General features: G+C 41.3%; 27 protein-coding genes and 1 pseudogene. 25 read left to right on the top strand and 3 right to left on the bottom strand.

The genetic code is table 11. The annotated features are described in order from the left end of the window. The 5 genes and pseudogenes from CHI10_RS20230 to CHI10_RS20210 all read left to right on the top strand — a co-directional run. Nucleotides 1-348, top strand: a pseudogene (locus CHI10_RS20230) (hypothetical protein); the annotation flags it as partial. Then, nucleotides 332-1,324: a phosphotransferase gene (locus CHI10_RS20225; RefSeq protein WP_095245967.1), complete on the top strand. Its 993-nt coding sequence runs from the start codon at nucleotides 332-334 to the stop codon at nucleotides 1,322-1,324. The pseudogene CHI10_RS20230 and the gene CHI10_RS20225, both read left to right, overlap by 17 nt. 113 nt (nucleotides 1,325-1,437) lie before the next feature. After that, on the top strand, nucleotides 1,438-2,181 hold the full coding sequence (locus tag CHI10_RS20220) for a YhcN/YlaJ family sporulation lipoprotein (protein WP_095245966.1): 744 nt from the start codon (nucleotides 1,438-1,440) through the stop codon (nucleotides 2,179-2,181). A 164-nt stretch (nucleotides 2,182-2,345) separates the two neighbouring features. Further along, entirely contained in the window at nucleotides 2,346-2,894 is a 549-nt protein-coding gene (locus CHI10_RS20215) for an intercompartmental signaling factor BofC (RefSeq protein ID WP_095245965.1), read from the top strand. 137 nt (nucleotides 2,895-3,031) lie between these two features. Beyond that, nucleotides 3,032-3,616, top strand: coding sequence for a tyrosine-type recombinase/integrase (locus tag CHI10_RS20210; protein WP_095245964.1), 585 nt, complete (start codon nucleotides 3,032-3,034; stop codon nucleotides 3,614-3,616). Between the two features lie 57 nt (nucleotides 3,617-3,673). Here the strand turns inward: CHI10_RS20210 and CHI10_RS20205 are convergent, their stop codons facing one another. Continuing rightward, entirely contained in the window at nucleotides 3,674-4,363 is a 690-nt protein-coding gene (locus CHI10_RS20205) for a universal stress protein (protein WP_286137518.1), read from the bottom strand. A 229-nt stretch (nucleotides 4,364-4,592) separates the two neighbouring features. On the opposite strand from CHI10_RS20205, the gene CHI10_RS20200 reads away from it, so the two are divergent. The 13 genes from CHI10_RS20200 to yajC all read left to right on the top strand — a co-directional run bounded on the left by CHI10_RS20200 (nucleotide 4,593) and on the right by yajC (nucleotide 14,967). Further along, nucleotides 4,593-7,010, top strand: coding sequence for a Na+/H+ antiporter subunit A (locus tag CHI10_RS20200; RefSeq protein ID WP_095245963.1), 2,418 nt, complete (start codon nucleotides 4,593-4,595; stop codon nucleotides 7,008-7,010). After that, complete coding sequence (locus CHI10_RS20195) at nucleotides 6,994-7,419, top strand: Na(+)/H(+) antiporter subunit B (RefSeq protein WP_095245962.1); 426 nt, start codon at nucleotides 6,994-6,996, stop codon at nucleotides 7,417-7,419. The genes CHI10_RS20200 and CHI10_RS20195 overlap by 17 nt, the downstream gene beginning before the upstream one ends. 2 nt (nucleotides 7,420-7,421) lie before the next feature. Then, the gene (locus CHI10_RS20190) at nucleotides 7,422-7,760 is read left to right on the top strand and encodes a Na(+)/H(+) antiporter subunit C (RefSeq protein ID WP_048011602.1); all 339 of its coding nucleotides are present in this window, start codon (nucleotides 7,422-7,424) and stop codon (nucleotides 7,758-7,760) included. Continuing rightward, complete coding sequence (locus CHI10_RS20185; RefSeq protein WP_095245961.1) at nucleotides 7,753-9,243, top strand: Na+/H+ antiporter subunit D; 1,491 nt, start codon at nucleotides 7,753-7,755, stop codon at nucleotides 9,241-9,243. The genes CHI10_RS20190 and CHI10_RS20185 overlap by 8 nt, the downstream gene beginning before the upstream one ends. A 41-nt stretch (nucleotides 9,244-9,284) precedes the next feature. Beyond that, the gene (locus CHI10_RS20180; RefSeq protein ID WP_095245960.1) at nucleotides 9,285-9,764 is read left to right on the top strand and encodes a Na+/H+ antiporter subunit E; all 480 of its coding nucleotides are present in this window, start codon (nucleotides 9,285-9,287) and stop codon (nucleotides 9,762-9,764) included. Next, entirely contained in the window at nucleotides 9,761-10,045 is a 285-nt protein-coding gene (locus CHI10_RS20175) for a Na(+)/H(+) antiporter subunit F1 (RefSeq protein ID WP_095245959.1), read from the top strand. The genes CHI10_RS20180 and CHI10_RS20175 overlap by 4 nt, the downstream gene beginning before the upstream one ends. After that, nucleotides 10,023-10,388, top strand: a complete 366-nt coding sequence (mnhG, locus tag CHI10_RS20170) for a monovalent cation/H(+) antiporter subunit G (RefSeq protein ID WP_095245958.1) — start codon at nucleotides 10,023-10,025, stop codon at nucleotides 10,386-10,388. The genes CHI10_RS20175 and mnhG overlap by 23 nt, the downstream gene beginning before the upstream one ends. Nucleotides 10,389-10,485: 97 nt before the next feature. After that, the gene (gene ruvA, locus CHI10_RS20165; protein ID WP_095245957.1) at nucleotides 10,486-11,097 is read left to right on the top strand and encodes a Holliday junction branch migration protein RuvA; all 612 of its coding nucleotides are present in this window, start codon (nucleotides 10,486-10,488) and stop codon (nucleotides 11,095-11,097) included. A 52-nt stretch (nucleotides 11,098-11,149) separates the two neighbouring features. Further along, a complete protein-coding gene (gene ruvB / locus CHI10_RS20160; RefSeq protein ID WP_095245956.1) occupies nucleotides 11,150-12,151 on the top strand; it encodes a Holliday junction branch migration DNA helicase RuvB in 1,002 nt (333 codons plus the stop codon). Continuing rightward, the gene (locus tag CHI10_RS20155) at nucleotides 12,148-12,354 is read left to right on the top strand and encodes a DUF2905 domain-containing protein (protein ID WP_048011596.1); all 207 of its coding nucleotides are present in this window, start codon (nucleotides 12,148-12,150) and stop codon (nucleotides 12,352-12,354) included. The genes ruvB and CHI10_RS20155 overlap by 4 nt, the downstream gene beginning before the upstream one ends. Nucleotides 12,355-12,382: 28 nt before the next feature. Further along, the gene (gene queA, locus CHI10_RS20150) at nucleotides 12,383-13,411 is read left to right on the top strand and encodes a tRNA preQ1(34) S-adenosylmethionine ribosyltransferase-isomerase QueA (protein WP_095245955.1); all 1,029 of its coding nucleotides are present in this window, start codon (nucleotides 12,383-12,385) and stop codon (nucleotides 13,409-13,411) included. Between the two features lie 60 nt (nucleotides 13,412-13,471). Beyond that, nucleotides 13,472-14,611 carry a tRNA guanosine(34) transglycosylase Tgt gene (gene tgt / locus CHI10_RS20145; RefSeq protein ID WP_035331272.1) on the top strand — a complete coding sequence of 380 codons (1,140 nt, stop codon included), beginning with the start codon at nucleotides 13,472-13,474 and terminating at the stop codon, nucleotides 14,609-14,611. Between the two features lie 71 nt (nucleotides 14,612-14,682). Further along, complete coding sequence (gene yajC, locus CHI10_RS20140) at nucleotides 14,683-14,967, top strand: preprotein translocase subunit YajC (RefSeq protein ID WP_095245954.1); 285 nt, start codon at nucleotides 14,683-14,685, stop codon at nucleotides 14,965-14,967. Between the two features lie 40 nt (nucleotides 14,968-15,007). Here the strand turns inward: yajC and CHI10_RS20135 are convergent, their stop codons facing one another. Next, nucleotides 15,008-15,394: a TIGR04086 family membrane protein gene (locus CHI10_RS20135; protein ID WP_076257463.1), complete on the bottom strand. Its 387-nt coding sequence runs from the start codon at nucleotides 15,392-15,394 to the stop codon at nucleotides 15,008-15,010. Nucleotides 15,395-15,592: 198 nt separating this feature from the next. Here CHI10_RS20135 and CHI10_RS20130 point away from each other — a divergent pair, with 198 nt between their 5' ends. After that, the gene (locus CHI10_RS20130) at nucleotides 15,593-16,243 is read left to right on the top strand and encodes a DUF421 domain-containing protein (RefSeq protein WP_095245953.1); all 651 of its coding nucleotides are present in this window, start codon (nucleotides 15,593-15,595) and stop codon (nucleotides 16,241-16,243) included. 34 nt (nucleotides 16,244-16,277) lie between these two features. Here CHI10_RS20130 and spoVB read toward each other — a convergent pair whose 3' ends face one another. Further along, a complete protein-coding gene (gene spoVB / locus CHI10_RS20125; protein ID WP_095245952.1) occupies nucleotides 16,278-17,843 on the bottom strand; it encodes a stage V sporulation protein B in 1,566 nt (521 codons plus the stop codon). A gap of 122 nt (nucleotides 17,844-17,965) precedes the next feature. Between spoVB and CHI10_RS20120 the strand changes: the two genes are divergently transcribed. The 6 genes from CHI10_RS20120 to CHI10_RS20095 all read left to right on the top strand — a co-directional run bounded on the left by CHI10_RS20120 (nucleotide 17,966) and on the right by CHI10_RS20095 (nucleotide 25,248). Next, nucleotides 17,966-18,262, top strand: coding sequence for a post-transcriptional regulator (locus CHI10_RS20120; RefSeq protein WP_095245951.1), 297 nt, complete (start codon nucleotides 17,966-17,968; stop codon nucleotides 18,260-18,262). 310 nt (nucleotides 18,263-18,572) lie between these two features. Continuing rightward, on the top strand, nucleotides 18,573-20,837 hold the full coding sequence (gene secDF, locus CHI10_RS20115; protein WP_095245950.1) for a protein translocase subunit SecDF: 2,265 nt from the start codon (nucleotides 18,573-18,575) through the stop codon (nucleotides 20,835-20,837). Nucleotides 20,838-20,970: 133 nt separating this feature from the next. Continuing rightward, nucleotides 20,971-21,873: a cation diffusion facilitator family transporter gene (locus tag CHI10_RS20110; RefSeq protein WP_095245949.1), complete on the top strand. Its 903-nt coding sequence runs from the start codon at nucleotides 20,971-20,973 to the stop codon at nucleotides 21,871-21,873. Between the two features lie 24 nt (nucleotides 21,874-21,897). Next, on the top strand, nucleotides 21,898-22,215 hold the full coding sequence (locus CHI10_RS20105) for a LapA family protein (protein ID WP_095245948.1): 318 nt from the start codon (nucleotides 21,898-21,900) through the stop codon (nucleotides 22,213-22,215). Nucleotides 22,216-22,375: 160 nt separating this feature from the next. Continuing rightward, the gene (recJ, locus tag CHI10_RS20100) at nucleotides 22,376-24,745 is read left to right on the top strand and encodes a single-stranded-DNA-specific exonuclease RecJ (protein ID WP_095245947.1); all 2,370 of its coding nucleotides are present in this window, start codon (nucleotides 22,376-22,378) and stop codon (nucleotides 24,743-24,745) included. Then, nucleotides 24,736-25,248, top strand: coding sequence for an adenine phosphoribosyltransferase (locus CHI10_RS20095; RefSeq protein WP_095245946.1), 513 nt, complete (start codon nucleotides 24,736-24,738; stop codon nucleotides 25,246-25,248). The genes recJ and CHI10_RS20095 overlap by 10 nt, the downstream gene beginning before the upstream one ends. Nucleotides 25,249-25,301 lie beyond the last annotated feature (53 nt).

Genomic DNA, 25,301 nt, shown 5'->3' with positions numbered 1-25,301 from the left:
CAGATGCCGCACCAGATGCCACAGGGTGTGATGGGGGCAGAAGACATGGGAATGCAAATGCCGCATCAGATGCCACAGGTGCAGGGAATGGAAGAATCCCCAGGCATGTCTCAAAAGCCATTGATGCCCGGCTCGGTGATGGGCGCTTCGGATGATTGCGGCTGTGGAGGACCTCAATTTTCTCCTGGAGGCTACGGACCAGGACCAGGATTTGGTCCAGGGCAGGGGTATGGTCCGGGATTCGGCTATGGTCCGGGACCAGGTTTCGGTCAGGGTTTTGGCCCAATGGGCGGAGCGGCTTTTGGAATGCCAAGAAACATAGACGAAAGCAGTGAATACGACGGTTAATAATGGAGGAGACGATTTAGTTCAAAATCGTCTCTTCTCCTATTTGCAGGATCAGCTGCCATTTAAAATTGAAGAATTAAAGCCAATTCGAAAGAAGGTTTATTTGCTTAGGACACAGGAAAGGTCCTTTATACTAAAAGGGTTTTCATCCTATCACCGTTTAAAGCTTCAGGAAGCATTCACCTCTTCATTAATGAAAGAAGGATTTTCAAAAACATATATCTTTTACGAAGTTGCCAAAGATCCGCCTTTGTTTTTTGACAGGACTTATTATGGCTGCTTGGAGTATTTACCGCCTTCGAAAGAAGTTTTTACTTATTACCTGAAGACAGATCGTTTAGAAGGGCTGGAGCTGCTGAAGAAATTTCATGTTACTACAGAGAAGCTGGTCAGCCGCTATCAAACAGTTGTGCCGGCTTACAGGCAGGCGGACAAGTGGAGAGAAAGAGCAACCCTTTTCCTTAATAATCTCCCTGTAGTAAGATATTTTGTCCAAAAAGAAATTATTAATGAGCTATTAGCCTGGGCAGATTGGTCCTTAAAAGGCATGGAAGACGAAGCCTGGCTTATTCAGCCGGGGAAGCAGGTAATTCTGCACGGTGATGTAGCACATCATAATTTTCTCAGAGCAAAAGATCAATCTTTATATTTGCTCGATTTTGACCTGATAGCAATAGGGGCTCCCCATTCCGATTATCTGCAGTATGCAAATCGCATCCTTCCTTATATGAATTGGTCCTTTGAAGATTTGAGAAAATATCCAATCTTAAAATCCAATCTTGAAGAAAAGGGCTTTCTTCATGCTTTGGCATTTCCAACTGACATATTCAGGGAATGGAATCGTGTAATAAGGGACAGAACGTATCTTGATTCCGTGAAAATTCGTCCTGTTCTGGACTTAACTGTAGGACAATTTGCTGAAAGACAGCGTTTTATTAAAGCTCTTAGATATGCTGCTGATGACAAAAACAAATAATGCTAATAAAAAATTGGACGTAAATGGACAGAATGAAAGCCCCTCTTCGCTCACAAGCTAAATAAGAGCAGAAATGCTCAGGGCTTGTAATATTAGCGAGGGGGGTTTTTCGCTTGCACAAGAAACTGCTTGCAGTGCCGATGGCTGCTATTTTATCAATGGGATTGACAGGATGCGGAACGAACGAAGATGCAGGTGTTGAACGGAGCAACGAAATTGGTCAGCCAATGGGATATTACTCGAATGAGAATCACGGAAGCCGCGGCGGCAATGCCCGGGTGGAAGATGGAACCGATAATGATGGGCCTCTGACAGAAATGATGGATCATACGCTTGGAGGCGAGGGGGAAAAAACCCGCCATAACCAGGCAGACAATAATGCCAGAAGAGTCCGGAACGAAAATACCGGAAACCCTACTATTCCTATTGCAGACAGAGATCGCAGTTTTTTCATGAAAGATAATCGCTTTAGCCATAGTGATGCAAATTATCACGGGCATCTCGATGATAATACGCGACAAGCTAAAAATTCCTATTATCAGGCTTATGAAGGTGAGCTTGCTGAAAAAATCGGCGACGTTGCAGCATCTGTTCCAAATGTTGAAGACGTCAGGTCCGTTACCTATGGAAGCAATGTTTTGATTGCTGTAGATCTGACTGATTACGATATGGAAGAAGAAACGAAAAAAGCGATTCATGAAGCTGTCGAGCCATATCTTAGGGGAAGATCTGCAAAGGTTGTAACAGACGAAGGGACCTTCAGCCGTTTAAGAAACATTGATAATAATCTTCGTGATGGCGGTCCAAGAGAGCAAATTGACTGGGATTTAAAAAACTTATTCCGCAGGGAAAAATAACGGATTAGAATTAGGGGTAAAAGCAGCTGAGCTTTGCCCCTTTTTACATATAAAATTATTTCAGGATAAACATGAAAATTTTGGCCACACTAATCATAAAGATCTGGGAAAAACAGGCTCAGGCAGATAGTGAAGAAGTTACTATTTAATCGAGGTGATCGTTCATGAGAACCATATGGGGCTTGCTGGCAGTAGGAGCTGCTTCCTTTTATCTCTTCTTCCAGATGGACGCATTCAATTTTTTATCTAACGGCACTTCTTTATATGCTAAGGGAGCAGAGGAACAAATTGAAGGTCCGCTTAAGATGGAGGTCATTTTGGAAAGGGAGTATCTGGATGGGGAAGTGAGCCAGGAAACGATAGAGGAAACCATATGGACCCTTGAAGATTTCTGGGCTAAATATGATCAATGGCAGCTTGTTGATATGGATATAGATTATATAATATTCCGAAGAAAAGTGGATGATATATCACCATTACTAAAAGCAAATGGGTACTTCGGTGTAACAGAGGATGGAACCCTGACCATTTTCAATGGGAAGCCGGAAAAAACGAATATTATTCATTCATTCTTTCAAATTGATTTAGGAAAATTAGAAAGCACAAAATGTGAAGAATTAAAAAAAGGCATACCAATTGTTTCAAAAGATCGATATGTGGAAGTCCTGGAAACCTTTAAAAGCTATACTGCCGGTGAAAAGCAGGCGAATTGAAATAGCAGTGAAACATGCAAGGGAACATACTTCTCTTGCATGTTTCTGTTGTCAACAAAGGAATATGTATTGTTTGTAATGTTACTTAGTTTCTGTTAGCATGTAATTAAGTAACATTAGATGCAGGAGGGAATCTAGTGGAATATGTTGATCCTATCAAGGACATCAAAAGCATAAATAAAATCAAAGAGATTTTAAAGAGACAATCGCAGCGGGATCTGTTGCTGTTTGTATTGGGAATAAATACAGGCATTAGAGTCAGTGATCTGCTTTCTTTAAAAATCAGTGATGTTTCAGATGGGAAAGAAATAAAGGAATTTATTTATATTGATGATTTAACCATTGATGCTGAATCTAAAAAAAACAATGAACAGAAAGCGTATTTTTTAAATAACAGTGTGAAAAAAGAATTAAGAAAATATTTTTCCCAGCATGATTTTGCTGAGTGCGATTTTCTTTTTAAATCCAAAAAGAATAATCAGCCAATAACCCGCCAGCAGGCTTACCGGATCATAAATAGTGCTGCAAAGGAAGCGGGAATAGAGGGGAAAATCGGTACACACACACTCCGTAAAACCTTTGGTTACCATGCTTACAGAAAAGGGATTGCCATATCGATCATTATGTCCATATATAATCACCATTCTTCAGCAGAAACATTGCGTTATTTAGGAATTGAGAGAGGTCAAAAGCAATTAATAAAGGTGGATGTTAATCTCTAGTCTGATTTGAAGGCATAAAAAAACCCCCCCTGCATTCAGCAGAGGAGGTATTATTCATTATTCGTCATCATCATCATTTAGGGAATCATCTAAATCTACATTTGTTAAGTCAGATATAATGTCTTCAGTTACGATAACTTGAAGAGTCTCCTGGTCTTGCATAAATTTAAAAACCCCATTATTAAAGTCAGTACCTTGATCCTTAAAGAAGATTCCTTCATACTCAGCATCCTTCGTATGTTTGAAAGTCACACGATAGTTGCTTCCATCCTTAACGAGGTATGCACGGACGCCTTTTTCAAATTGTCCCTCCTGATCTTTCAGGTAGCGGGACACAGAAATAATATGAAGATCCACAAATGGCACTTCACGGAGAAGTGTATTGATGATGGATCCCTTAGCAATTTGTTCCCAGCGGCTTTGAGCTGTTTGGCCAAGGATAATTTGTGTAATGCCTTTTTCTCTGGCCACTTCGGTGATTACTTTGGATACTGGCCGCTTATCATTATCCTTCAAAATGAAAGCATCAGCACTAAAGTGATCGGCTAATTGTTTCCACCTTGTAATGTAATGTGATTTCTCCGCATCCATTTCATCAAAAGGTTTTGGATCAATGGTCAAAATATATAAAGGGCAATCAAGCATACTTGCTATTTGGCATCCGCGGCGAATTAATTTTTCACCATTTGGGCCGTAATAAACGCAGACAAGAATGCTTTCGTCCATTCGTCCTTTTAGTTTCTTCACTGTAAACTCACCTCGAATAGATGTGAAAAATAGTAGTGTTCTTAATTTAAACTATGTATGACTATAGCTTATGCAACCTGAACAGTCAATGTCATTCAAGAAATTTAATCAAGTTCTCCAGTAATGGTTTTATGATTAAGGGAGCATACTCTAAAAGACCAATTAAAATACCCTGAAATTTTAGAGCAGCAGAGTGGCCTGGAATTCTTAAAAAAGGGAGGGGACCTATTTGTCTTGGCTGCACATAATGGTTTTAATTCCATTTTTATTTGCAATAATTGTTCCGTTTATTTATAGAGTGTTTACACCCCGCATACATACGGGCTGGTTTGTGCTTAGTGTGCCTTCAGTCATTTTTCTGTATTTACTAAGATATATTCCAATTATTTCAAAGGGTGAAACGATTCTTATTTATGTACCCTGGATACCAACTTATGGAATAAATTACACAACATATATTGATGGATTAAGCTTAGTTTTTGGCTTGGTTATTACAGGAATCGGCGCATTGGTTGTGCTGTATTCCATTTATTACATGTCGAAGCTGAAAGAATCACTGCATAATTTTTATGTTTATTTACTATTATTTATGGGAGCCATGCTTGGCTTGGTTTTCTCTGATAACATTCTTGTTCTATATGTTTTTTGGGAATTGACAAGCATTTCATCTTTCTTATTGATTGCTTATTGGTATCAAAGGGAAAAATCGCGGTATGGGGCACAAAAATCAATGAATATTACGATTTTTGGCGGACTGGCCATGCTTGCCGGATTTATTATGCTGTCAATGATGACAGAAACATACAGCATTCGTGAAATGATCAATCAGACTGACACTATATATGAGCATTCCTTATTTTTGCCTGCAATGATGCTTCTTCTTCTTGGGGCGTTCACAAAATCCGCACAATTCCCATTCAGCATTTGGCTTCCGGATGCAATGGAAGCTCCAACGCCAATTAGTGCTTATCTGCACTCAGCAACAATGGTTAAGGCGGGAATATACTTAGTGGCGCGTATGACGCCAATCTTTGGAGGTACCCCAGAGTGGTTTTGGCTTGTAACCAGTGCCGGGCTTATAACATTGCTGTATGGTTCTCTTAACGCGGTAAAACAAACAGACTTAAAGGCTTTATTAGCCTACTCAACAATCAGCCAGCTCGGGCTGATCATGAGTCTGCTTGGCATGGGATCAGCGTCCCTGTATTACGGTACGGGTGATGAAGCTTCAATGTATGCAGCAGCTGTGCTTGCTGCAATCTTTCATTTAATCAATCACTCTACGTTTAAGGGAAGTTTGTTCATGGTTGTGGGGATTATTGACCATGAAACCGGAACAAGGGATATTAGAAGGCTGGGCGGTTTGATGCACCTGATGCCTATTTCTTTTACACTGGCTATAATTGGCGGGTTTTCAATGGCAGGCCTTCCTCCGTTTAATGGATTTCTAAGTAAAGAAATGTTCTTTACCGCTGTATTGAATGCGTCTGATATGTCTATATTCAGCATGGAATCCTTAGGTGTGATTATCCCTGTTATAGCCTGGGCAGCAAGTGTGTTTACTTTTATCTATTGTATGATCCTGATCTTCAAGACCTTTACCGGGAAATATAAGCCGAAAAAGCTGGAAAAAGCAGCCCACGAAGCACCAGTTGGTATGTTAGTGCCTCCGGTTATTTTATCTTCCCTGGTTATTATTATTTTCTTTTTTCCTAATGTACTTTCTCAATACATTCTTAAGCCCGCAATGGGCGCCGTTTTGCCTGCCTATTCTCAGCCAGGGGAAATTGAGATCAAGATCAGTGCCTGGCATGGCTGGAATAGTGAATTATTTATGACCATGGGAGTCGTCGCAGCAGGAGCTCTTCTATATCTATATCTAAAAAAGTGGATTGGCATTTATTCAATCTATCCGTATAGCATGACCTTCAATAACTTCTATAATCAAGGGCTCGGAAAAATAGAAGATATGTCCCTTACTCTAACAAAGAGTTATATGACAGGCTTTATACGTGACTATTTTGTTTATGTCTTCACTTTTCTAATTATTATTATTGGCGGTTCTATATTGTTCCTGGATGGAGCAGCCTTTGATGCCGGCAATAATGCACCAGTCAGCATATATGAAGGTGTGCTGATCATTAGTATGTTAACAGCAGCCTTAACCGTTCTATTTTCCAAATCAAGGCTGACCGCTATAGTAGCAGTAGGTGCTCTTGGATACCTTGTTTCACTTTTCTTTGTCATATTCCGCGCACCGGATTTAGCTTTAACGCAGCTGGTGGTTGAGACAGTAACAACTGCCCTTTTCCTTTTATGTTTTTACCATCTGCCCGAAATACGGAGGGAAGCAGTCAGAGTGAAATTCAGAATAACGAATTTAGTGATTTCTCTTGGCGTTGGGGCCATAGTGGCAATTCTTGCACTATCAGCTAATGGAACAAGGTTATTCGAGCCTATCGCCTATTATTATGAAAATTCATATGAACTTGCCGGGGCAAGAAACATCGTTAACGCGATTCTTGTAGACTTCAGGGGAATAGATACAATGCTTGAAATATTTGTTCTTGGCATAGCTTCCTTAGGGGTGTACACACTTGTAAAACTGAGAATATCGGGGAGGGATAGAAGTGAAAGAACCAAATGATATCATTTTGCATGCTGTTATAAAGGTTGCAGTAGTTATCATACTTACCTTTTCGATTAACCTATTCTTCTCAGGACATCATAACCCTGGCGGAGGATTCATCGGAGGTTTAGGGTTCTCAGCTGCTCTGACGCTTCTGTTTCTGGCTTTCGATATTGAAACAGTCCGCCAAAACATTCCCGTTGACTTTAAAGTGCTCACAGCAATTGGCGTATTAATTGCTGTTTTTACAGGGGTAGGGGGCATTGTTTTTGGGGCGCCTTTTCTAACACAGGCATTTAATTATTTCGACATTCCGGTTTTCGGAAAAACTGAACTGGCTACCGCAGTGCTCTTCGATGTTGGGGTTGCGCTGGCAGTTATTGGGACATCGATGTCCATAATTCTGAGTATAGGTGATGATCACTAAGAATGGAAACTTTAATGTCACTGCTTGTCGGTCTGTTTTTTGCTATAGGAACCTATTTAATCTTAACCAAGAGTTTACTTAGAATCATCCTGGGAACATCCATTATCAGCCATGGTGTCCATCTGCTTATTCTTACGATGGGCGGGTTAAAAACGGGAGGTCCTCCATTATTGGGGCTGCAGGACCTTCCATTTACCGATGCGCTGCCGCAGGCACTTATATTAACAGCGATTGTTATTAATTTTGCAACAACAGCCCTTTTCTTAGTGTTGAGCTATCGTGCATATAAAGTGCTGGGCACAGACGATACGGATCAAATGAGAGGTAATCATGATGAATAATTTAATTATTTTGCCCATAATCATTCCTCTGATTACAGGAATGGTCATGGTGATTTTTAGGAGGAATATAAAACTTCATAAAATCTTAAGCCTCACAGCATTATCTGCATCAGGAATCATTGCAGTCTTGTTAATGGGCGAAAATAAAACCGATGGGATTCAGACCCTGCATTTAGGCGGCTGGCAGCCCCCGTTCGGGGTAAGCATGGTCGCTGATATGTTTTCCTCCATGCTGCTTTTAATAACAAGTATTGTATCTGTCTGCTGCTTGCTTTACGCCTTCAGATCAATAGGGGAAGAAAGGGAGAGCCATTATTTCTATCCTTTATTTTTATTCCTGATTACGGGAGTAAATGGCTCTTTTATTACCGGGGACTTATTTAATCTGTTTGTCTGTTTTGAAGTTATGCTCATTTCTTCATATGTATTGATTTCATTGGGAGGCACTAAGGTGCAGCTTCGGGAGTCCATTAAATATGTACTTACCAATATAGTTTCGTCATTTCTTTTCCTCGTTGCAATCGCCTATATTTATGCGATTACAGGAACTTTAAACTTTGCCCACCTTTCATTGAGGGTTGCAGAAACGGGCCAGAGCGGGCTATTGACCATTATATCTATTTTATTGCTGGTCATATTCAGCCTGAAAGCTGCCCTCTTTCTATTCTTTTGGCTCCCAGGCTCATATAGTGCACCGCCAACGGCTGTGGCTGCGGTTTTTGCTGCGTTATTAACAAAGGTTGGCATATATGCGATTTTTCGTTTATTTACCCTGGTTTTCTACCACGAGCCGCAAATTACACATCTATTAATCGGCATTTTGGGAGCGGCAACCATGATTATGGGTGCGATTGGAGCTGTTGCCCATTGGGATATTAAGAACATACTTGCTTATAACGTGATTATAGGCGTTGGTTTCATTATTGCCGGTTTGGCCTCTTTCTCAATCGAAGGAATAACAGGTTCTGTCTACTATATAATCCATGACATTATTGTTAAGGCGCTAATTTTCTTATTAGGCGGAACAATAATCAGTCTTACAGGCACTGGGAAATTAAAAGATATGAGCGGCCTTATCCGTAATCACCCATATCTTGGATGGATGTTTTTTATTGCTGCTTTGTCCCTCGCAGGAATTCCTCCTTTAAGCGGTTTCCTTGGCAAGGTATTTATAACACAGGGGACTTTTGAAGCCGGTTATTACTGGCTGGGGGGGATAGGCCTGCTGACAAGTCTGATGGCCTTATACTCTGTTATTAAAATCTTTATGAATTGTTTCTGGGGAGAAACGTATTTAAGTGAAGAGATGGAATCAGGTACAACTAAAGGGGTGATGGCTTCGATAGTCTGTCTAAGTCTGCTGACCATATTGCTGGGCTTGGGAGCTGAGGGAATCTCTGTCTATACCGAACTGGCAGTTGAAACCTTAATGAGTCCGGAGCTTTATATTCATGCTGTCTTTGGAGGCCAGACAACACCTTAATACCTGAAATGAACAGATTTTCTTCGAAAGGGGTTATGAATTTGCCCATTCAAGTATTAATTAATCTATTTATAGCTTTCTTATGGATGTTTCTTCAAGATGACTGGAGCGTATTATCCTTTTTCAGCGGTTATCTGGTGGGGATAATTGTTTTGATCGTTTTAGAGAAATTCTTCAAAGCCCCTTTATATTTGAGATCTCTTGTTGCCATCCTGAAATTGTTTTTTGTGTTCATCTGGGAATTGTTTACTTCAAGCATACTTGTAATCCGGCAGGTAATAAGGCCAAGAATTAATATCACACCAGGGATTTTCACAATTGAAACGGAGCTTGAAGGAGATCTTGAAGTAACTTTGCTTGCTCTGCTTCTTTCGCTGACTCCCGGTTCTGTAGTTGTGGAAATATCCCATGATAATAAAGTGTTTTATATTCATGCCATGGATATTCCGGAATCAAGTGAATCTGTCATAGTATCAAAGGATCGGTTTGAAAAGGCGATAAAGAAGGTGACCCGCAAATGATAGAAATTATTTTAATGCTCTCATTGGGATTTCTCGCGCTTTCAATGATGGCAACAATTTTTCGGCTGGTTATAGGGCCTACGACACCTGACAGGGTACAGGCATTGGATATTTTGGGGATTAATTTAATTTCAGCGGTAGCCATTTTCTCGGTGTTACTAAATACGCATGCCTTCATGGAAGTCATTTTATTAATTGGCATTCTTTCCTTTATAGGAACTATTGCCTTTGCGCGCTTTATGGAAAGGGGTGTTGTCATTGAACGCAAACGTCTCAAGTGAATTGGTGGCTGCAATTCTAATACTCACAGGCACCATTTTCAGTTTTTTAAGTGCAATCGGCATTATTAGGCTTCCGGATGTGTATACCCGGTCCCATGCTGCTTCAAAAAGTTCCACTCTGGGTGTATTGTTTACATTGTTTGGAGCGTTTCTGTTCTTCCTGTTTGCAGACAATTTTTTCAGTATTCGATTACTGCTTGGAATATTTTTTGTATTCCTTACTGCACCCATTTCTGCTCATGTAATTTGCCGTGCTGCTTATCGCTCCAGTGTGGAGATGAGCAGTATAAGTGTCAGGGATGATTTGAAAGGTGCACTAAGGAAGGAACAAGAGGATGCTTAGAACAAGTCTCCTGAAAAGGGTCTTCAGCATTTTATTCTTCGTGCCAAAATAGTTTATGGTACAATGAGGTACAGTTGAATTAGAGGAGAGAAAGGCATTGTTTGAATTTGTAAGAGGCAGGCTCGATTTTATCGGACCTGAATATGTAGTTGTTGAAAACAATGGAATTGGATACCAGATATTAACGCCTAACCCATTTAGCTATACACCGGAGTTCGGACAGGAAGTCAGGATATTCACGTATCATTATGTACGGGAAGATATTATGGCATTGTACGGCTTTCAGACTCGTGAGGAGAAGACGCTGTTTACCAGACTGCTCAATGTTACCGGCATTGGGCCGAAGGGAGCTCTTGCAATTCTTGCTTCTGGTGAACCTGAACAGGTGGTGCAGGCGATTGAAAATGAAGATGAAGCATTCCTCGTTAAGTTTCCTGGAGTCGGAAAGAAAACAGCAAGACAAATGATTCTCGATCTGAAAGGGAAGCTTCCCGATATTGTCCCTGACTTCTTCCCTAATCTGTTTTCAGAGGATAGAATTCAGGCTGAGAGCGGGCCTGCAGGAGATTTGGAAGAAGCCTTGCTTGCACTAAAAGCGCTGGGCTATTCAGAAAAGGAACTTAAAAAGATTACGCCTGAACTGAAAAAGGAAAAGCTTACAACGGACCAATACATAAAGAAGGCGCTGCAAAAGCTTTTAAAACTATAATTCGTTGGAGAAGGCCGTTTCGTTTTATGCTGAATTAAGAAGGTGATTAAGTATGGAAGAGCGGATAATATCCGGTGAAGCTGATTTTCAGGATCTTTCATTTGAACAGAGTCTGCGCCCGCAGACATTAAAGCAGTATATTGGTCAGGATAAAGTAAAGGAGAACCTCGAGATCTTTATTAAAGCCGCAAGAATTCGCGAGGAAACCTTGGATCATGTCCTTCTATATGGGCCGCCGGGTTTGGGTAAGACCACTCTGGCTGCTATTATTGCCAATGAAATGGGCGTAAATATCAGAACTACTGCAGGCCCTGCAATTGAAAGGCCAGGTGATTTGGCTGCGATCCTGACTGCATTGGAACCGGGTGACGTCCTGTTTATTGATGAAATTCATCGCTTGCCCCGGTCTATAGAAGAAGTTCTTTATCCGGCAATGGAAGACTTCTGTCTGGATATTGTGATAGGTAAAGGGCCAAGTGCCAGATCAGTAAGGCTGGATTTGCCGCCTTTTACACTGGTTGGCGCGACAACAAGGGCAGGGTCGCTATCAGCTCCGTTAAGAGACCGGTTTGGCGTGCTAAGCAGGCTTGAATACTACACAGAAGAGCAGCTGACGAATATTGTTGTGCGTACAGCTGAGGTGCTGGATACAGGCATAGATCAAAAAGCAGCCATTGAAGTGGCGAGAAGGTCAAGAGGCACGCCCAGAATTGCAAACAGGCTCCTCCGGAGAGTCAGGGATTTCGCTCAGGTCAAAGCAGATGGCCAAATTGATGAAACACTGGCCAAGGAGGCTCTTGAGCTTTTGCAGGTTGACCGTTTAGGCCTTGATCATATTGACCATAAATTATTAAGAGGGATAATCGAAAAATTCCGCGGCGGACCTGTAGGCCTTGAAACCATTGCAGCGACCATTGGGGAAGAAGCGCATACGATTGAAGATGTTTATGAACCCTATTTATTGCAGATTGGATTTCTTCAGCGGACACCAAGAGGAAGAATTGTAACAGACCTGGTGTACCGCCATTTTCAAATGGAGGTGCCTGCTGATTGAGCGGCATATCAAAGTGGCTGATGGTCATTGGTGCGATCATTTTTGCCATAGGATTTATAAGCCAGTTTATTAATATTGGCAAGCTGCCTGGAGATATAGTGATCAGGAAAGGCAATACGACTTTTTATTTTCCTGTCGTTACATCGATTTTGCTGAGCATTATTCTATCTGCCATCTTTTATTTTATTGGCAGGTTCCGGTAGTCTATATGAATAACAGAAGGGTGACATCATGAAAGTAGATTGGTTTGATTTTCATTTGCCTGAAGAATTAATTGCACAGACGCCTTTGGCCGATCGGACAAGCAGCAGGCTGATGGTCCTTGATAAAAAAACCGGGGATATTCAGCATAGTGTTTTTAAAGATATTAAGAATTACCTTCAAGCAGGAGATTGTCTTGTATTAAATGACACAAAGGTTCTTCCTGCGAGGCTGTTTGGAGAAAAGACGGGCACTGGTGCGAAAATAGAGGTGCTGCTTCTTAAACAGCTTGAAGGGGATTCCTGGGAAACGCTGATTAAACCAGCCAAAAGAGTAAAAGAAGGAACTGAAATAACTTTTGGGGACGGCAAATTGACTGCTGTCTGCACTGGAACCTCAGATCATGGCGGCAGGGTACTTGAGTTCAGATACGACGGGATATTTTATGAGGTGCTTGAACAACTGGGAGAAATGCCTTTGCCTCCTTATATTAAAGAGCAGCTTGATGATCGGGACCGTTATCAGACTGTGTTTGCCCGTGAGCGCGGTTCTGCTGCAGCTCCGACAGCAGGACTGCATTTTACTGAACAGCTTCTTGAAGAAATAAAAGAAATGGGTGTGCATATTGCTTTTATTACTCTGCACGTTGGACTTGGAACTTTCAGGCCTGTTAGTGTGGAGGATTTAGATGAGCATGAAATGCATGCTGAATTTTATCAGGTAACTGAAGGAACTGCACGTCTATTAAATGAAGTGCGTGAGCAGGGAGGAAGAATCATCAGTGTGGGGACTACTTCCACGAGGACTTTAGAAACCATTGCTTCTGCGCATAATGGCCGTTTTGAGGAAGCAAGCGGCTGGACTGATATTTTCATTTATCCAGGCTATGATTTTAAAGCGATTGATGGCATGATTACGAATTTCCACCTGCCTAAATCAACGTTAATTATGCTTGTGAGTGCATTGGCAGGGCGTGAGAACGTTCTGAATGCCTATAATCAGGCAGTTGAGGAGCGGTACCGGTTCTTCAGCTTTGGAGATGCTATGCTCATTTTGTAATATTATTCTGCCTTTCCCTGGCAGGAATAATGTGCTTTTAAATGGAAGGAGAACTGCAACTTGACTGCAATTCGTTATGAATTAATTAAAACATGTAAGCAAACAGGTGCGCGTTTGGGCCGGGTTCATACGCCGCATGGATCATTTGAAACCCCTGTGTTCATGCCCGTAGGAACACTCGCTACAGTAAAAACCATGTCCCCGGAAGAATTGGTGGAAATGGGAGCGGGCATCATTCTGAGCAATACTTATCATCTCTGGCTTCGTCCGGGTCAGGAAATCGTGGAAGAAGCAGGCGGCTTGCATAAGTTTATGAATTGGGACCGGGCCATTCTGACAGATTCCGGCGGGTTTCAGGTGTTCAGCCTGAGCGAATTCCGCAAAATTGAAGAAGAAGGCGTTCATTTCAGGAACCACTTGAATGGTGACAAACTGTTTTTATCTCCTGAAAAAGCAATGGATATCCAAAATTCGCTTGGATCTGATATTATGATGGCATTTGATGAGTGCCCGCCTTATCCAGCTTCTTTTGAATATATGAAGAAGTCAGTTGAAAGGACTTCCCGATGGGCTGAGCGCTGCTTAAAAGCTCACAAGCGCCCGAATGATCAGGGGCTCTTTGGTATTATACAGGGCGGAGAATATGAGGAGCTGCGCAAACAGAGCGCGAGAGACTTAACATCTCTAGATTTCCCGGGGTATGCTGTAGGCGGATTATCGGTAGGCGAGCCGAAGGATGTTATGAACCGTGTGCTTGAATTCACAACACCGCTAATGCCGTCTAATAAGCCAAGATACCTTATGGGAGTGGGATCCCCGGATTCTTTGATTGATGGTTCGATCAGAGGAATCGATATGTTTGACTGTGTTCTTCCTACTAGGATTGCCAGGAACGGAACATTGATGACAAGCAATGGCCGACTGGTTGTTAAAAATGCAAAATTTGCAAGAGATTTTGGCCCAATAGATGAGAATTGCGATTGCTACACATGCCGAAACTACAGCCGTGCTTACATCAGGCATTTAATCCGCTGTGATGAAACATTTGGAATCAGACTTACAACTTACCATAATCTTTATTTTCTGTTAAAATTAATGGAGCAGGTAAGACAGGCTATTAGGGAAGATCGCCTGGGAGACTTTAGAGAAGAGTTTTTCGAAAGGTATGGATTTAATAAGCCTAACGCGAAGAACTTTTAATCATAAAAAATTGAGTTCATTTTAGGGGCTTTTTCCTTTAATCGGGCTGATCTTTGAAAGGGGGGAAAACTATGGAGCTTTTAGGAACATTAGGACCATTATTGCTGATGTTTGTTTTATTCTATTTCCTGTTAATTCGTCCGCAGCAGAAACGCCAAAAGGCAGTTCAGCAAATGCAGAGTGATTTGAAAAAGGGAGATAAGGTTGTTACAATCGGCGGCCTTCATGGATTCGTTGATGCTATCGACGAAGACAAAGTGGTCATTAAATGTGGTGACGGAAGCCGTCTTACATACGATCGTGCAGCGATCCGCGAAGTAACGCAGGCAACTGGCGATGCATTAGCAAAAGCTTAATATAAAAAAAGAAGGTCCTGAGCTGCAGGACCTTCTTTTTTTATGCGGTTCTTTTGGTGTTGAGGTTCACTCCCAATATACCGCCCATCATGGCCGTAAGTGTGAAACAGGTGTGGTATATCATTTGCTCCATATTAAATAAACTGTCATGTCCCAAATATTGAAAAAGAAAAATTACGATTGAGTAAACAAGACCGGTTAAGCCTCCGAGAAGCCAGCCTTTTTGCTTCCCCTTGCCTCCGGAAATGAACCCGCCTGCAAATAGAGAAATGAATGAAACAGCAGTAATAATATACTGTAAAGAAGACTCCTGCAGTGATGTAAACCGAAGGAGCAGTGAAAAAATGAGACTGCCGGCGACGGCAATGGCAAAAATCGCAATAATACCATAAAGTACGGCGCTTCCAAAATTCTTAGATTCTTCTATATGGACCCTCTCCCTTCTTAATGAGTGAACAGGAACAGCTTTAAACCCATGGGGTACCCAGCCTTTTCCTTAGTACAAGCATATTCACACATTGAAAAAATAGAATCGAAATTGTGCAAAGAAAAAAGCCCATAACCTCATAAAAGTTCCAATATGCGGAAGAATAGAAAGGATTGCATCAAAAGGAGTGCTGTTGAAGTGGAAGAATATCTAATCATCGTTGTAAGAACCTTATTTCTGTATGCAGTCATTCTTCTCATTTTTAGACTGATGGGCAAAAGGGAAATTGGGGAACTAAGCATCCTGGACCTGGTCGTCTATATCATGATTGCTGAACTTGCAGTTGTCGCGATTGAAACTCCGGATTCAAATATTTTAAAAAATGTGCTTCCCATGCTCCTTTTGATGGTTGTACAAATTGTATTGGCCATACTCTCCCTGAAAAGCAAAACTTTCAGGGACGTAGTTGATGGCAAGCCGACTATTATTATTAATAAAGGAAAAATAGATGAAAATGCCATGAGGAAGCAGCGGTATAACTTTGATGACCTGCTTCTGCAGTTAAGAGAAAAAGATATTGCCAAAATCTCTGATGTGGAGTTTGCCATCCTTGAATCCTCCGGTACGCTGTCAGTGTTTGAAAGAAAAGGCAGTAAAGACGGGGGGATAACAATCCCTTTAATTATAGATGGCACGATTCAGAAAACGAATCTGGAAACGATTAATAAAAGTGACTTTTGGCTGCGTCAGGAACTCCGAAAAGAGGGGTATAAAGAGATATCCGATATTTCATTCTGCAGTTATGAAAATGGACAATTTTATGTGGATTTATTTGATGAAAGAAAATAACAAGGTCAGCTCAGCTCAGCTGACCTGTGAAACATTATTTAAATGCCAGCCTGGATATCATTTTGCCGATTCCTGGAATACGAATTAAGTCATTCTTTCTAATAAGCTTTAAGATTAATAAAAGGATGATATAGACAATTGTGATAACTGCGGATATCAAAATAACCCTTAATGCTGTATTCATGTCTGGGGCAAGGATGTCTTTTAGCATCCATAACCCTAAGCCTCCTGATACAATCATTGCTATAAACGTTTTTAGATAATCCCTTACGAAAAAAGTAAAAGAAATAGCTTTCAGAACGGTTGCAAAGTGAAGCATTGTCACCAGGACTGTACCAGTCAATATCCCCATCGCAACGCCATTTATCCCAAATGCAGGCTGGCTGGCAAGGAGAAAGATAACGGCCGTCTTTACAACAGCTCCAATCAAGCTGTTGATCATGGCAGCACGGGCAAGATTCAATGCCTGTAAAGTTGCCTGAAGAGGTCCCTGATAATAATAAAACAGGAAAAATGGAGCCATCAGTTTAATAAAATGAGAGCCGCTTGAGGAGCCGTACATCACTTCCATCAACTGATCGGAAAGGATGTAAAGAACCACCACTGCGAGACCCCCGGTAATGAATGCGAAACGAAGGGCCTGCTGAAGCCGGTATTCGATCAGCCGCATATTATTTTGGGAATTTGCCTCGCTTATAGCGGGAACAAGAGAAGTTGACAAAGAATAAGTAATAAACGATGGCAGCATCAGAAGAGGCATGGCAAAGCCCGTTAGAGCACCATACTGCTTCGTAGCCGCAGCTGCTGCCACACCTGCAAGTGCCAAGCTCTGCGCTACCACGATCGGTTCAAAAAACCAGGCGACAGAACCGATCATTCTGCTTCCTGTCGTTGGGAGAGCAACGGTCATCAATTCGTTAAATGTACTTTTTCCGGAAGACACATATTTAAAAAATTGTTTCCTGACTCTGAACTTCTTTTTAAGCTTAAATGTGGTCATCAAGTAAAGCAATGATGCAAGCTCCCCGATGACTGCTGCCAGCATGGCGCCCGCAGCCGCATATTCAATTCCATATGGCAGGAATGCCTTAGTCATTAAAGCAATCAGACTGATTCGGACTATCTGCTCAATCATCTGGGAATAGGCAGCAGGCTTCATGTTCTGTCTGCCCTGGAAATAACCCCGAATGACAGAGGAAACTGCAATGATCGGCACAATTGGAGCGATTGCCATTAAAGGCAAATGGGTCCGGTTATCAGTAAAGAGTGTCTCTGATAATAATGGAGCAAGCAATATTAAAGCAGGAGTGAAAACAATGGAAAGCGAGATGGTCGTCGCTAAGGAAACAATTAATATTTTCTTGATTTTTGCTGTATCGCCTCTTGCCTCTGCCTCGGCTACATTTTTAGAAATAGCAACCGGCAGCCCAAGCTGTGTGATGGTGACGACAAGAATCATGGTGGGAAAGGCCATCATATAGAGGCCAACACCTTCTTCTCCAATAAATCGGGCAATGACAATTCTGTTAATAAAGCCAAGGACCCTGGTCACAAGCCCTGCAGCGAGCAGGATCATGGTACCTTTCAGAAATTTGGACATTCAACTCCCTGCCTTCTCAAAATGGGTAATATCATATACAATTATCTATATGCAAGATAGAGGACAAAGCATGACAAGCTATCATAATTTCCATGTTATTAATGGCGGGGAGGCGGCTGAATATGAAAATCGGCCATGAATATGATTATTTTCGCACTACGGTAAAACCTGCATTGGAAAGCAAACTGGATGAATTTCGGCTTCTGGGATATAAAAAGGTGTCTGAACAGGAGCTCTGGGGATATCTGACAAAGAAAAAGTGGAAAAAACCAAAAGAAAATGTCAGGCTATTTGAAATTGTGGAAGAAGTAATGGAGGTAAAAGTGAGTGAATACATTCACTATGCTACCATGGAGGCTTTTAAAGAAGCTGAATTTGATTTAGATAATGAAGAAGAACGAAAAAAACTATTAAAGTAGCCAGTGTTTCCAATTTTTTCGAGTTTTAACATGATATAAGACAAATTGACAGGTTTTACAATCTGTTTCATAATGAAAAGCGGAGTAATCGGTCTTTTTTCATATCATTGTTCATACATAGAATGAAATTTAAGAACGAATGGTAAAAACCGCAATGGTTACAAAAGAAGCTTTAATTAACGTTCAGTCTGCATTTAATAGATAGGCAGACTGGCCATGCAAGCCTGTATGGTAAATAAGGCATCACACTTGCTGATGCGGTGCCTGTTTTATTAAGTATCGGGCGATAGCTAAGGAGGATTTATTCAGAATGGTAAAGCGCAGCCGTATCGTTGCTTTTTTCCTGATTGTTTTATTATTAGGAAGCTTGGCTGGGGCAACGACAAACAACATCTTAAAAAATATTAAGCTTGGACTTGATTTACAGGGCGGATTTGAGGTTCTTTATGAGGTAACGCCAAAAGATGGGCAAAAGGTAACTAAAGATGTCCTTGCCAGTACTGCTGAAGCACTGGACAGGCGTATCAATGTGCTTGGAGTAAGTGAGCCGAATATCCAGATTGAAGGAGATAAGAGGATTCGTGTTCAGCTTGCTGGTGTAACAGATCAGAATAAAGCAAGGGAAATTCTGTCCACAGAAGCGAATCTATCATTCAGAGATGTTAATGATCAATTAATGATGGATGGTTCAGATCTTGCAGAAAATGGTGCAAAGCAGACATTTGATGAAAACGGAAAGCCAAGTGTTTCATTGAAGCTGAAAAGTGCCGGCAAATTTAAAGATGTAACTCAAAAAATTGTCAATATGGGAGCACCAAATAATCTGCTTGTCATTTGGCTTGATTTTGAAGAAGGCCAGGATTCCTTCCAGGCTGAGGCAGCAAAAAAAGACCCAAAATACTTATCTGCTCCACAGGTAAGCCAAATCTTTAATCAGGATACAGTTTCCATTGTCGGGAACTTTACAATTGAAGAAGCACAGACGCTGGCGGATTTATTGAATGCAGGATCCCTTCCTGTACAGCTCGATGAAGTTTATTCGACATCAGTTGGTGCTAAATTTGGTGAGCAGGCAATGGAAACGACCATACTTGCGGGAATAATAGGGGTATTAATAATCTTTATCTACATGATTGCGGTATATCGTTTCCCTGGATTTATTGCGACACTCACATTATCATTTTATATTTATCTGATAATACTCATATTTGATTGGATGAATGGCGTATTGACGCTGCCTGGCATCGCCGCACTGATTCTCGGGGTTGGTATGGCTGTTGATGCGAATATCATTACCTACGAGAGAATCCGGGAAGAAATGAAAGTGGGCAGGACAATCAAATCTGCTTTCCAGGCCGGGGAGAAAAACTCACTTTCTACAATTTTTGATGCGAATATCACAACTATTTTAGCAGCAGCCGTATTATTCATGTATGGGACAAGCTCTGTAAAGGGATTTGCAACCATGCTTATTATAAGCATCCTCGCCAGCTTTCTTACTGCTGTTTACGGCACAAGGCTGCTTATGGGGCTTTGGGTCCATAGTAAAGCTCTTGATAAAAAACCAGGCTGGTTTGGAGTTAAGAGAAGCGAGATTAAAAATATTGCTGAAAATTACGATACGCTTGATTTGCCAACCAAATTCGATAAGTTTGATTTTGTAGGGCACAGCAGGAAGTTTTTCATTCTATCTGCTGTATTAATTGCAGTGGGAATTATCATTGTATCCATATTCAGGCTGAACCTCGGAATTGATTTTGCAAGCGGTACGCGTATTGAGCAGCTGGCTGATAAACCTTTAACGAAAGAAGAGCTCCAAAATGAATTATCAGCCGTAGGATTAGAGACTGACGATATTGTCATCTCTGGTGATAATAAAGAAATTGGTGTTGCAAGATTAAAAGGTGTACTGACAAAAAATGAAATCGCCGATTTAAAAACTCATTTCCATGAGACATTCGGTGCAGATCCAAATGTCAGCACAGTTTCCCCAACTGTAGGGAAGGAACTTGCAAAAAACGCGCTGATTGCATTGGCAATTGCCTCTATAGGCATTGTTATCTATGTAACCATCCGTTTTGAAATGAAAATGGCCATTCCTGCAGTCCTTGCACTTCTGCATGATGCCTTCTTTATTATCGCAGTATTTAGCTTTACACGACTTGAAGTGGATATTACCTTCATTGCAGCAATTCTGACTGTGGTCGGTTACTCAATAAATGATACAATCGTAACGTTCGACCGGATGCGTGAGAATATGCAGAAAAAGAAAAAGCTTAAATCGTTTGAAGATATTGCGGATGTTGTAAACAAGAGTCTTCGCCAAACGCTTGGCCGCTCTGTGAACACTGTTTTAACGGTTGTATTTACAGTTGTTGCGCTGCTCGTATTTGGAAGTGAATCAATCAGAAACTTCTCGTTTGCACTTCTGATCGGTTTGATTGCAGGTACTTATTCATCCATTTTCCTTGCTGCACAGATATGGGCAGTATGGAAAGGCAAAGAACTGAAGGAAAAAGGCGTTATTAATACTGTTAAAGAAAAACGCAAAGTCAGTGACGAACCTCAAGTGTAATAATTTCAAAAACTCAGGCGAGTGCCTGAGTTTTTTTATTAAATCAGGATGCTGTCTATTTTACAAATTTGGTTAATGATTCCGGGAAATAGGATAAACTAATAGCAAGTTCAGGGAGGAAGGAAGTATCGCTTTGGAAAATAACGATCGTTTTAAGAAAGCTGAGTTTGCAGCTATAATTGGCATCGTGGGCAATATTATTCTTGCCGCCCTCAAATGGGGAATTGGCGTTTATTCAGGAAGTAAAGCGCTGGTGGCGGATGCGGTCCATTCAGCTTCAGATGTTGCCGGCTCCTTTGCTGTGTATTTGGGTCTGAGAGCTGCGAAGCAGCCGCCGGATGAGGATCATCCATACGGCCATGGGAAAGCTGAATTGATAGCAGCCATAATTGTTGCAGTCCTGCTATTCCTCGTGGGAATTGAAATAGGCAAATCATCATTTGAATCATTCTTTTCGCCAATTGAACCTCCTAAAGCAATTGCAATAGCTGCAGTGCTGGTCTCTATCATTGTGAAAGAAGCAATGTTTCGGTATAAGTATAATTTGGGAAAGAAACTAAACAGTGATGCTTTAATTGTAAATGCTTATGAACATCGTTCAGATGTTTATTCATCAATTGCAGCTTTAATAGGCATTGGCTGTGCGATTATTGGCGGAAGAATGGGAATTGAATGGCTTGAGTATGCAGATCCTGTGGCTGGCCTCATTGTTTCCCTTATGATTCTCCAGATGGCATGGCGGCTTGGGAAAGAATCCATTCACAGCACGCTTGATCATGTGCTTCATGAGGAAGATACACTTGAAATGCGCAAAACGGCTGAATCCGTCGATTATGTTAAAAGAATCGATGAATTGCATGCCAGGGAACACGGACACTATGTTATTGTTGATATAAAAGTGTCGGTGGATCCTAATATGACTGTTGAGGATGGCCACCGGGTCGGCAAAGAAGTAAAACGCAAGCTGCTCCAATTGGAAAATGTGCAAAATGTCTTTGTGCACATTAATCCTTACAGCGAAGAACATATAAATTAGAGAATATATCAGGGAGAGGATAGCATGAAATTTCAATGGACTTTATTATTTGGGTTTTTATTTGCACTAATAGTAGCTGTTTTCGCAGTGATCAATGTCGATAATGTAACGGTAAACTACTTGTTTGGGGAAAGCCAGTGGCCGCTGATTCTTGTGATTTTAGGGTCTGTCCTTATGGGAGGACTAATTGTCGGTTCTGTGGGCATTGTCCGCATATACTCACTTCAAAGGCAGCTGAAATTACTAAAAAGGGAAAATGAAAAGCTTAAAGCAGGAAATTCTGTAAATGATGGTGCTGATAAAGAAGAACTTGAAAAAGAGCTGGATAGGGATATACACTGAATGAACAGACTTGAGCTTTTGCTCAAGTTTTTTCTTTTTGTCCCAAAAAGTGACCTGCAGTTCCTTTTTTTCTTTCCAGAAATGTATGGATTAACCCGATTTTAACTTATTGAAACGAACCTTCCCCTCTTGTATAATTAATAAGCTGAGGGGTGAACGTATGTTACATTCAAGAACGCGGTGGATTGTTCGGCAAACAGAGGACGATAAAGTACAGCGGCTTTCAAAGGAACTGAATATTTCTCCTCTTGCAGCATCGCTGTTAATTAATCGCGGAATGGATACCGTTGATTCAGCGCGGTATTTTCTGATGGATAATGAGCAGGAATTTCATGATCCTTTTTTAATGACAGATATGGCAATTGCTGTTTCCAGAATAAAAGAAGCTATTGAAAAACAGGAACCTATTTTAATTTTTGGTGATTATGATGCGGATGGTGTGACAAGCACTTCTGTCATGATGATGGCACTTAGAGATCTCGGTGCTGATGTCCAATTCTACATACCGAATCGTTTTACGGAAGGCTATGGGCCAAATATCCCAGCTTTTGAACATGCAGCTGAAATCGGCATCCGTTTAATTATTACTGTAGATACTGGAATCTCTGCTGTAAATGAAGCAAAAGCTGCAAAAGAGCTGGGAATGGATTTGATCATTACAGATCACCATGAGCCCGGCCCTGAGCTTCCTGAAGCATTGGCCATTGTGCATCCTAAGCATCCGGAGAGCAGATACCCATTCCGGGAACTTGCCGGTGTTGGGGTAGCCTTTAAGCTTGCACATGCGCTTTATGGTGAAATGCCTGAACACCTTTTGGAAATAGCTGCGATCGGCACAATTGCTGACCTGGTTTCCTTAACGGGAGAAAACAGACTTATTGCCAAGCGCGGAATTCAAAAGCTGAAATCAACTAAAAATACAGGCTTGAATGCCTTGTTTAAAGCGGCACGAATCGAGCTTCCATCCATTAGTGAAGAAACGATCGGCTTTACAATCGGCCCTCGCCTCAATGCAGCCGGAAGGCTTGAGAGCGCTGATCCTGCTGTGGATCTGCTTCTGACAAATGATTCTTATGAAGCACAAGCCATTGCCGAAGAAATTGAAATGCTGAATAAAGAGAGGCAAGCTATTGTCAATGACATTGCAGCACAAGCGATTTCAGAGGTTGAAACAAATTTCCCAATCAGTGAGAATTCAGTTATTGTTGTCGGGAAAGAAGGCTGGAACGCCGGGGTAATCGGAATTGTAGCTTCGAAGCTTGTTGAAAAGTTTTACCGGCCGGCAATTGTTCTTAGCTATGACAATGAAAAAGGGCTTGCGAAGGGTTCAGCAAGAAGTATAGAAGGATTTGATCTGTTCAAAAATCTTTCTGAATGCAGGGATATCCTGCCCCACTTTGGAGGGCACCCGATGGCAGCAGGAATGACTTTATCCATAGATTCGGTTGATGAACTGAGAAGCAGACTGAATACTCTTGCAAATGAACAGCTGTCTGAGGAAGATTTTATTCCTGTAACTTCTATTGATGGGGTTTTCCATTTAAAAGATATCAATCTTTCTTCTATTGCAGAGATGCAGCTGCTTGCTCCATTTGGGATGGGAAATGCAAAACCAAAAGTAATGATAAAAGATGCTAATATTTCAGCTATGAGAAAGATCGGATCTGAACAAAACCATATTAAAGTCACAATCGAGAATGATGGATCTTCACTCGATGGCATCGGTTTTGGGCTTGGGCATTTGCATGAGCATATTTCACCATACTCCAAGCTGTCAGTTATCGGTGAATTATCCATTAATGAATGGAATAACATTAAAAAGCCGCAAATTTTCCTGCAGGATATGGCGGTAAACTCGTGGCAGCTGTTTGATATCCGGAGTTTAAAACGGCTTGAAAGACTTCAAAGTGTCATTCCTGAGACAAACACAACCTGGGTATTTTTTAATGATGAATATATTTCCAAATACAAGACATTTGCAGGGGAAAACATGGTGAAAATAACATCTGCAGAAGACGCTGAAACCATAAAAATAGAAGGTTCAAATGTAGTACTGGCTGACTTGCCGCCTTCAAAGGAAATTCTTGCACAGGTTTTCTCAGGGAAAAAACCTGCCAGAGTTTATGCTCATTTCTATAAAGAAGACAGTGACTTTTTCAGCACAATACCAACAAGAGACCACTTTAAATGGTATTTTGCCCTGATTGCTAAAAAAGGCTCAATTGATATCAGGCGTCATGGGAATGATATAGCCAAGCATAAGGGATGGAGCAGGGAGACGGTAGATTTTATGTCTCAAGTGTTTTTTGAATTGGAATTTGTTAAAATTAATAATGGTGTCATTTCGTTAAACAATACATCCACTAAACGTGATTTAGCTGATTCACGAACTTATCAGCTTAAACAGGCACAATACACTCTTGAGAGCGATTTGCTCTATTCATCCTTTCAGCAGCTCAAAGACTGGTTTGATGAAGTTATGCAAGGGGCTGTAAAACTTGAGGAGGCAAAGGAAGAAAAATGGACTTAAAACAGTATATAACAATTGTAGAAGATTGGCCGAAGCCAGGCATTAAATTTAAAGATATTACAACCCTTATGGACAACGGTGATGCGTATAAATATGCTACTGATCAAATTGTTGAATATGCACGCGAAAAGAAGATTGACCTGGTTGTCGGCCCTGAAGCCCGCGGATTCATCATCGGGTGCCCTGTGGCTTATTCTTTAGGTGTAGGCTTTGCCCCAGTCCGCAAAGAAGGTAAACTTCCACGTGAAACAGTCAAGGTTAATTATGGCCTTGAATATGGCAAAGACGTATTAACCATTCATAGGGATGCCATCAAGCCAGGGCAAAGAGTCCTGATCACTGATGACCTCCTTGCAACAGGCGGAACAATCGATGCAACCATCCAGCTGGTTGAAGAACTAGGCGGTGTAGTGGCAGGAATTGCATTCCTTATCGAGTTAACATACCTTGACGGACGTAAAAAGCTCGACGACTACGACATTCTGACATTAATGCAGTATTAATTTCCTTATACAAAGAGAGCGCCAGACGAAATGGTGCTCTTTTTAATTGGCTA

Source organism: Bacillus sp. 7894-2 (assembly GCF_002272225.1).
In the GTDB taxonomy this organism is placed as follows: domain Bacteria; phylum Bacillota; class Bacilli; order Bacillales; family Cytobacillaceae; genus Cytobacillus.
This window is presented reverse-complemented; position numbering and strand designations above follow the sequence as displayed.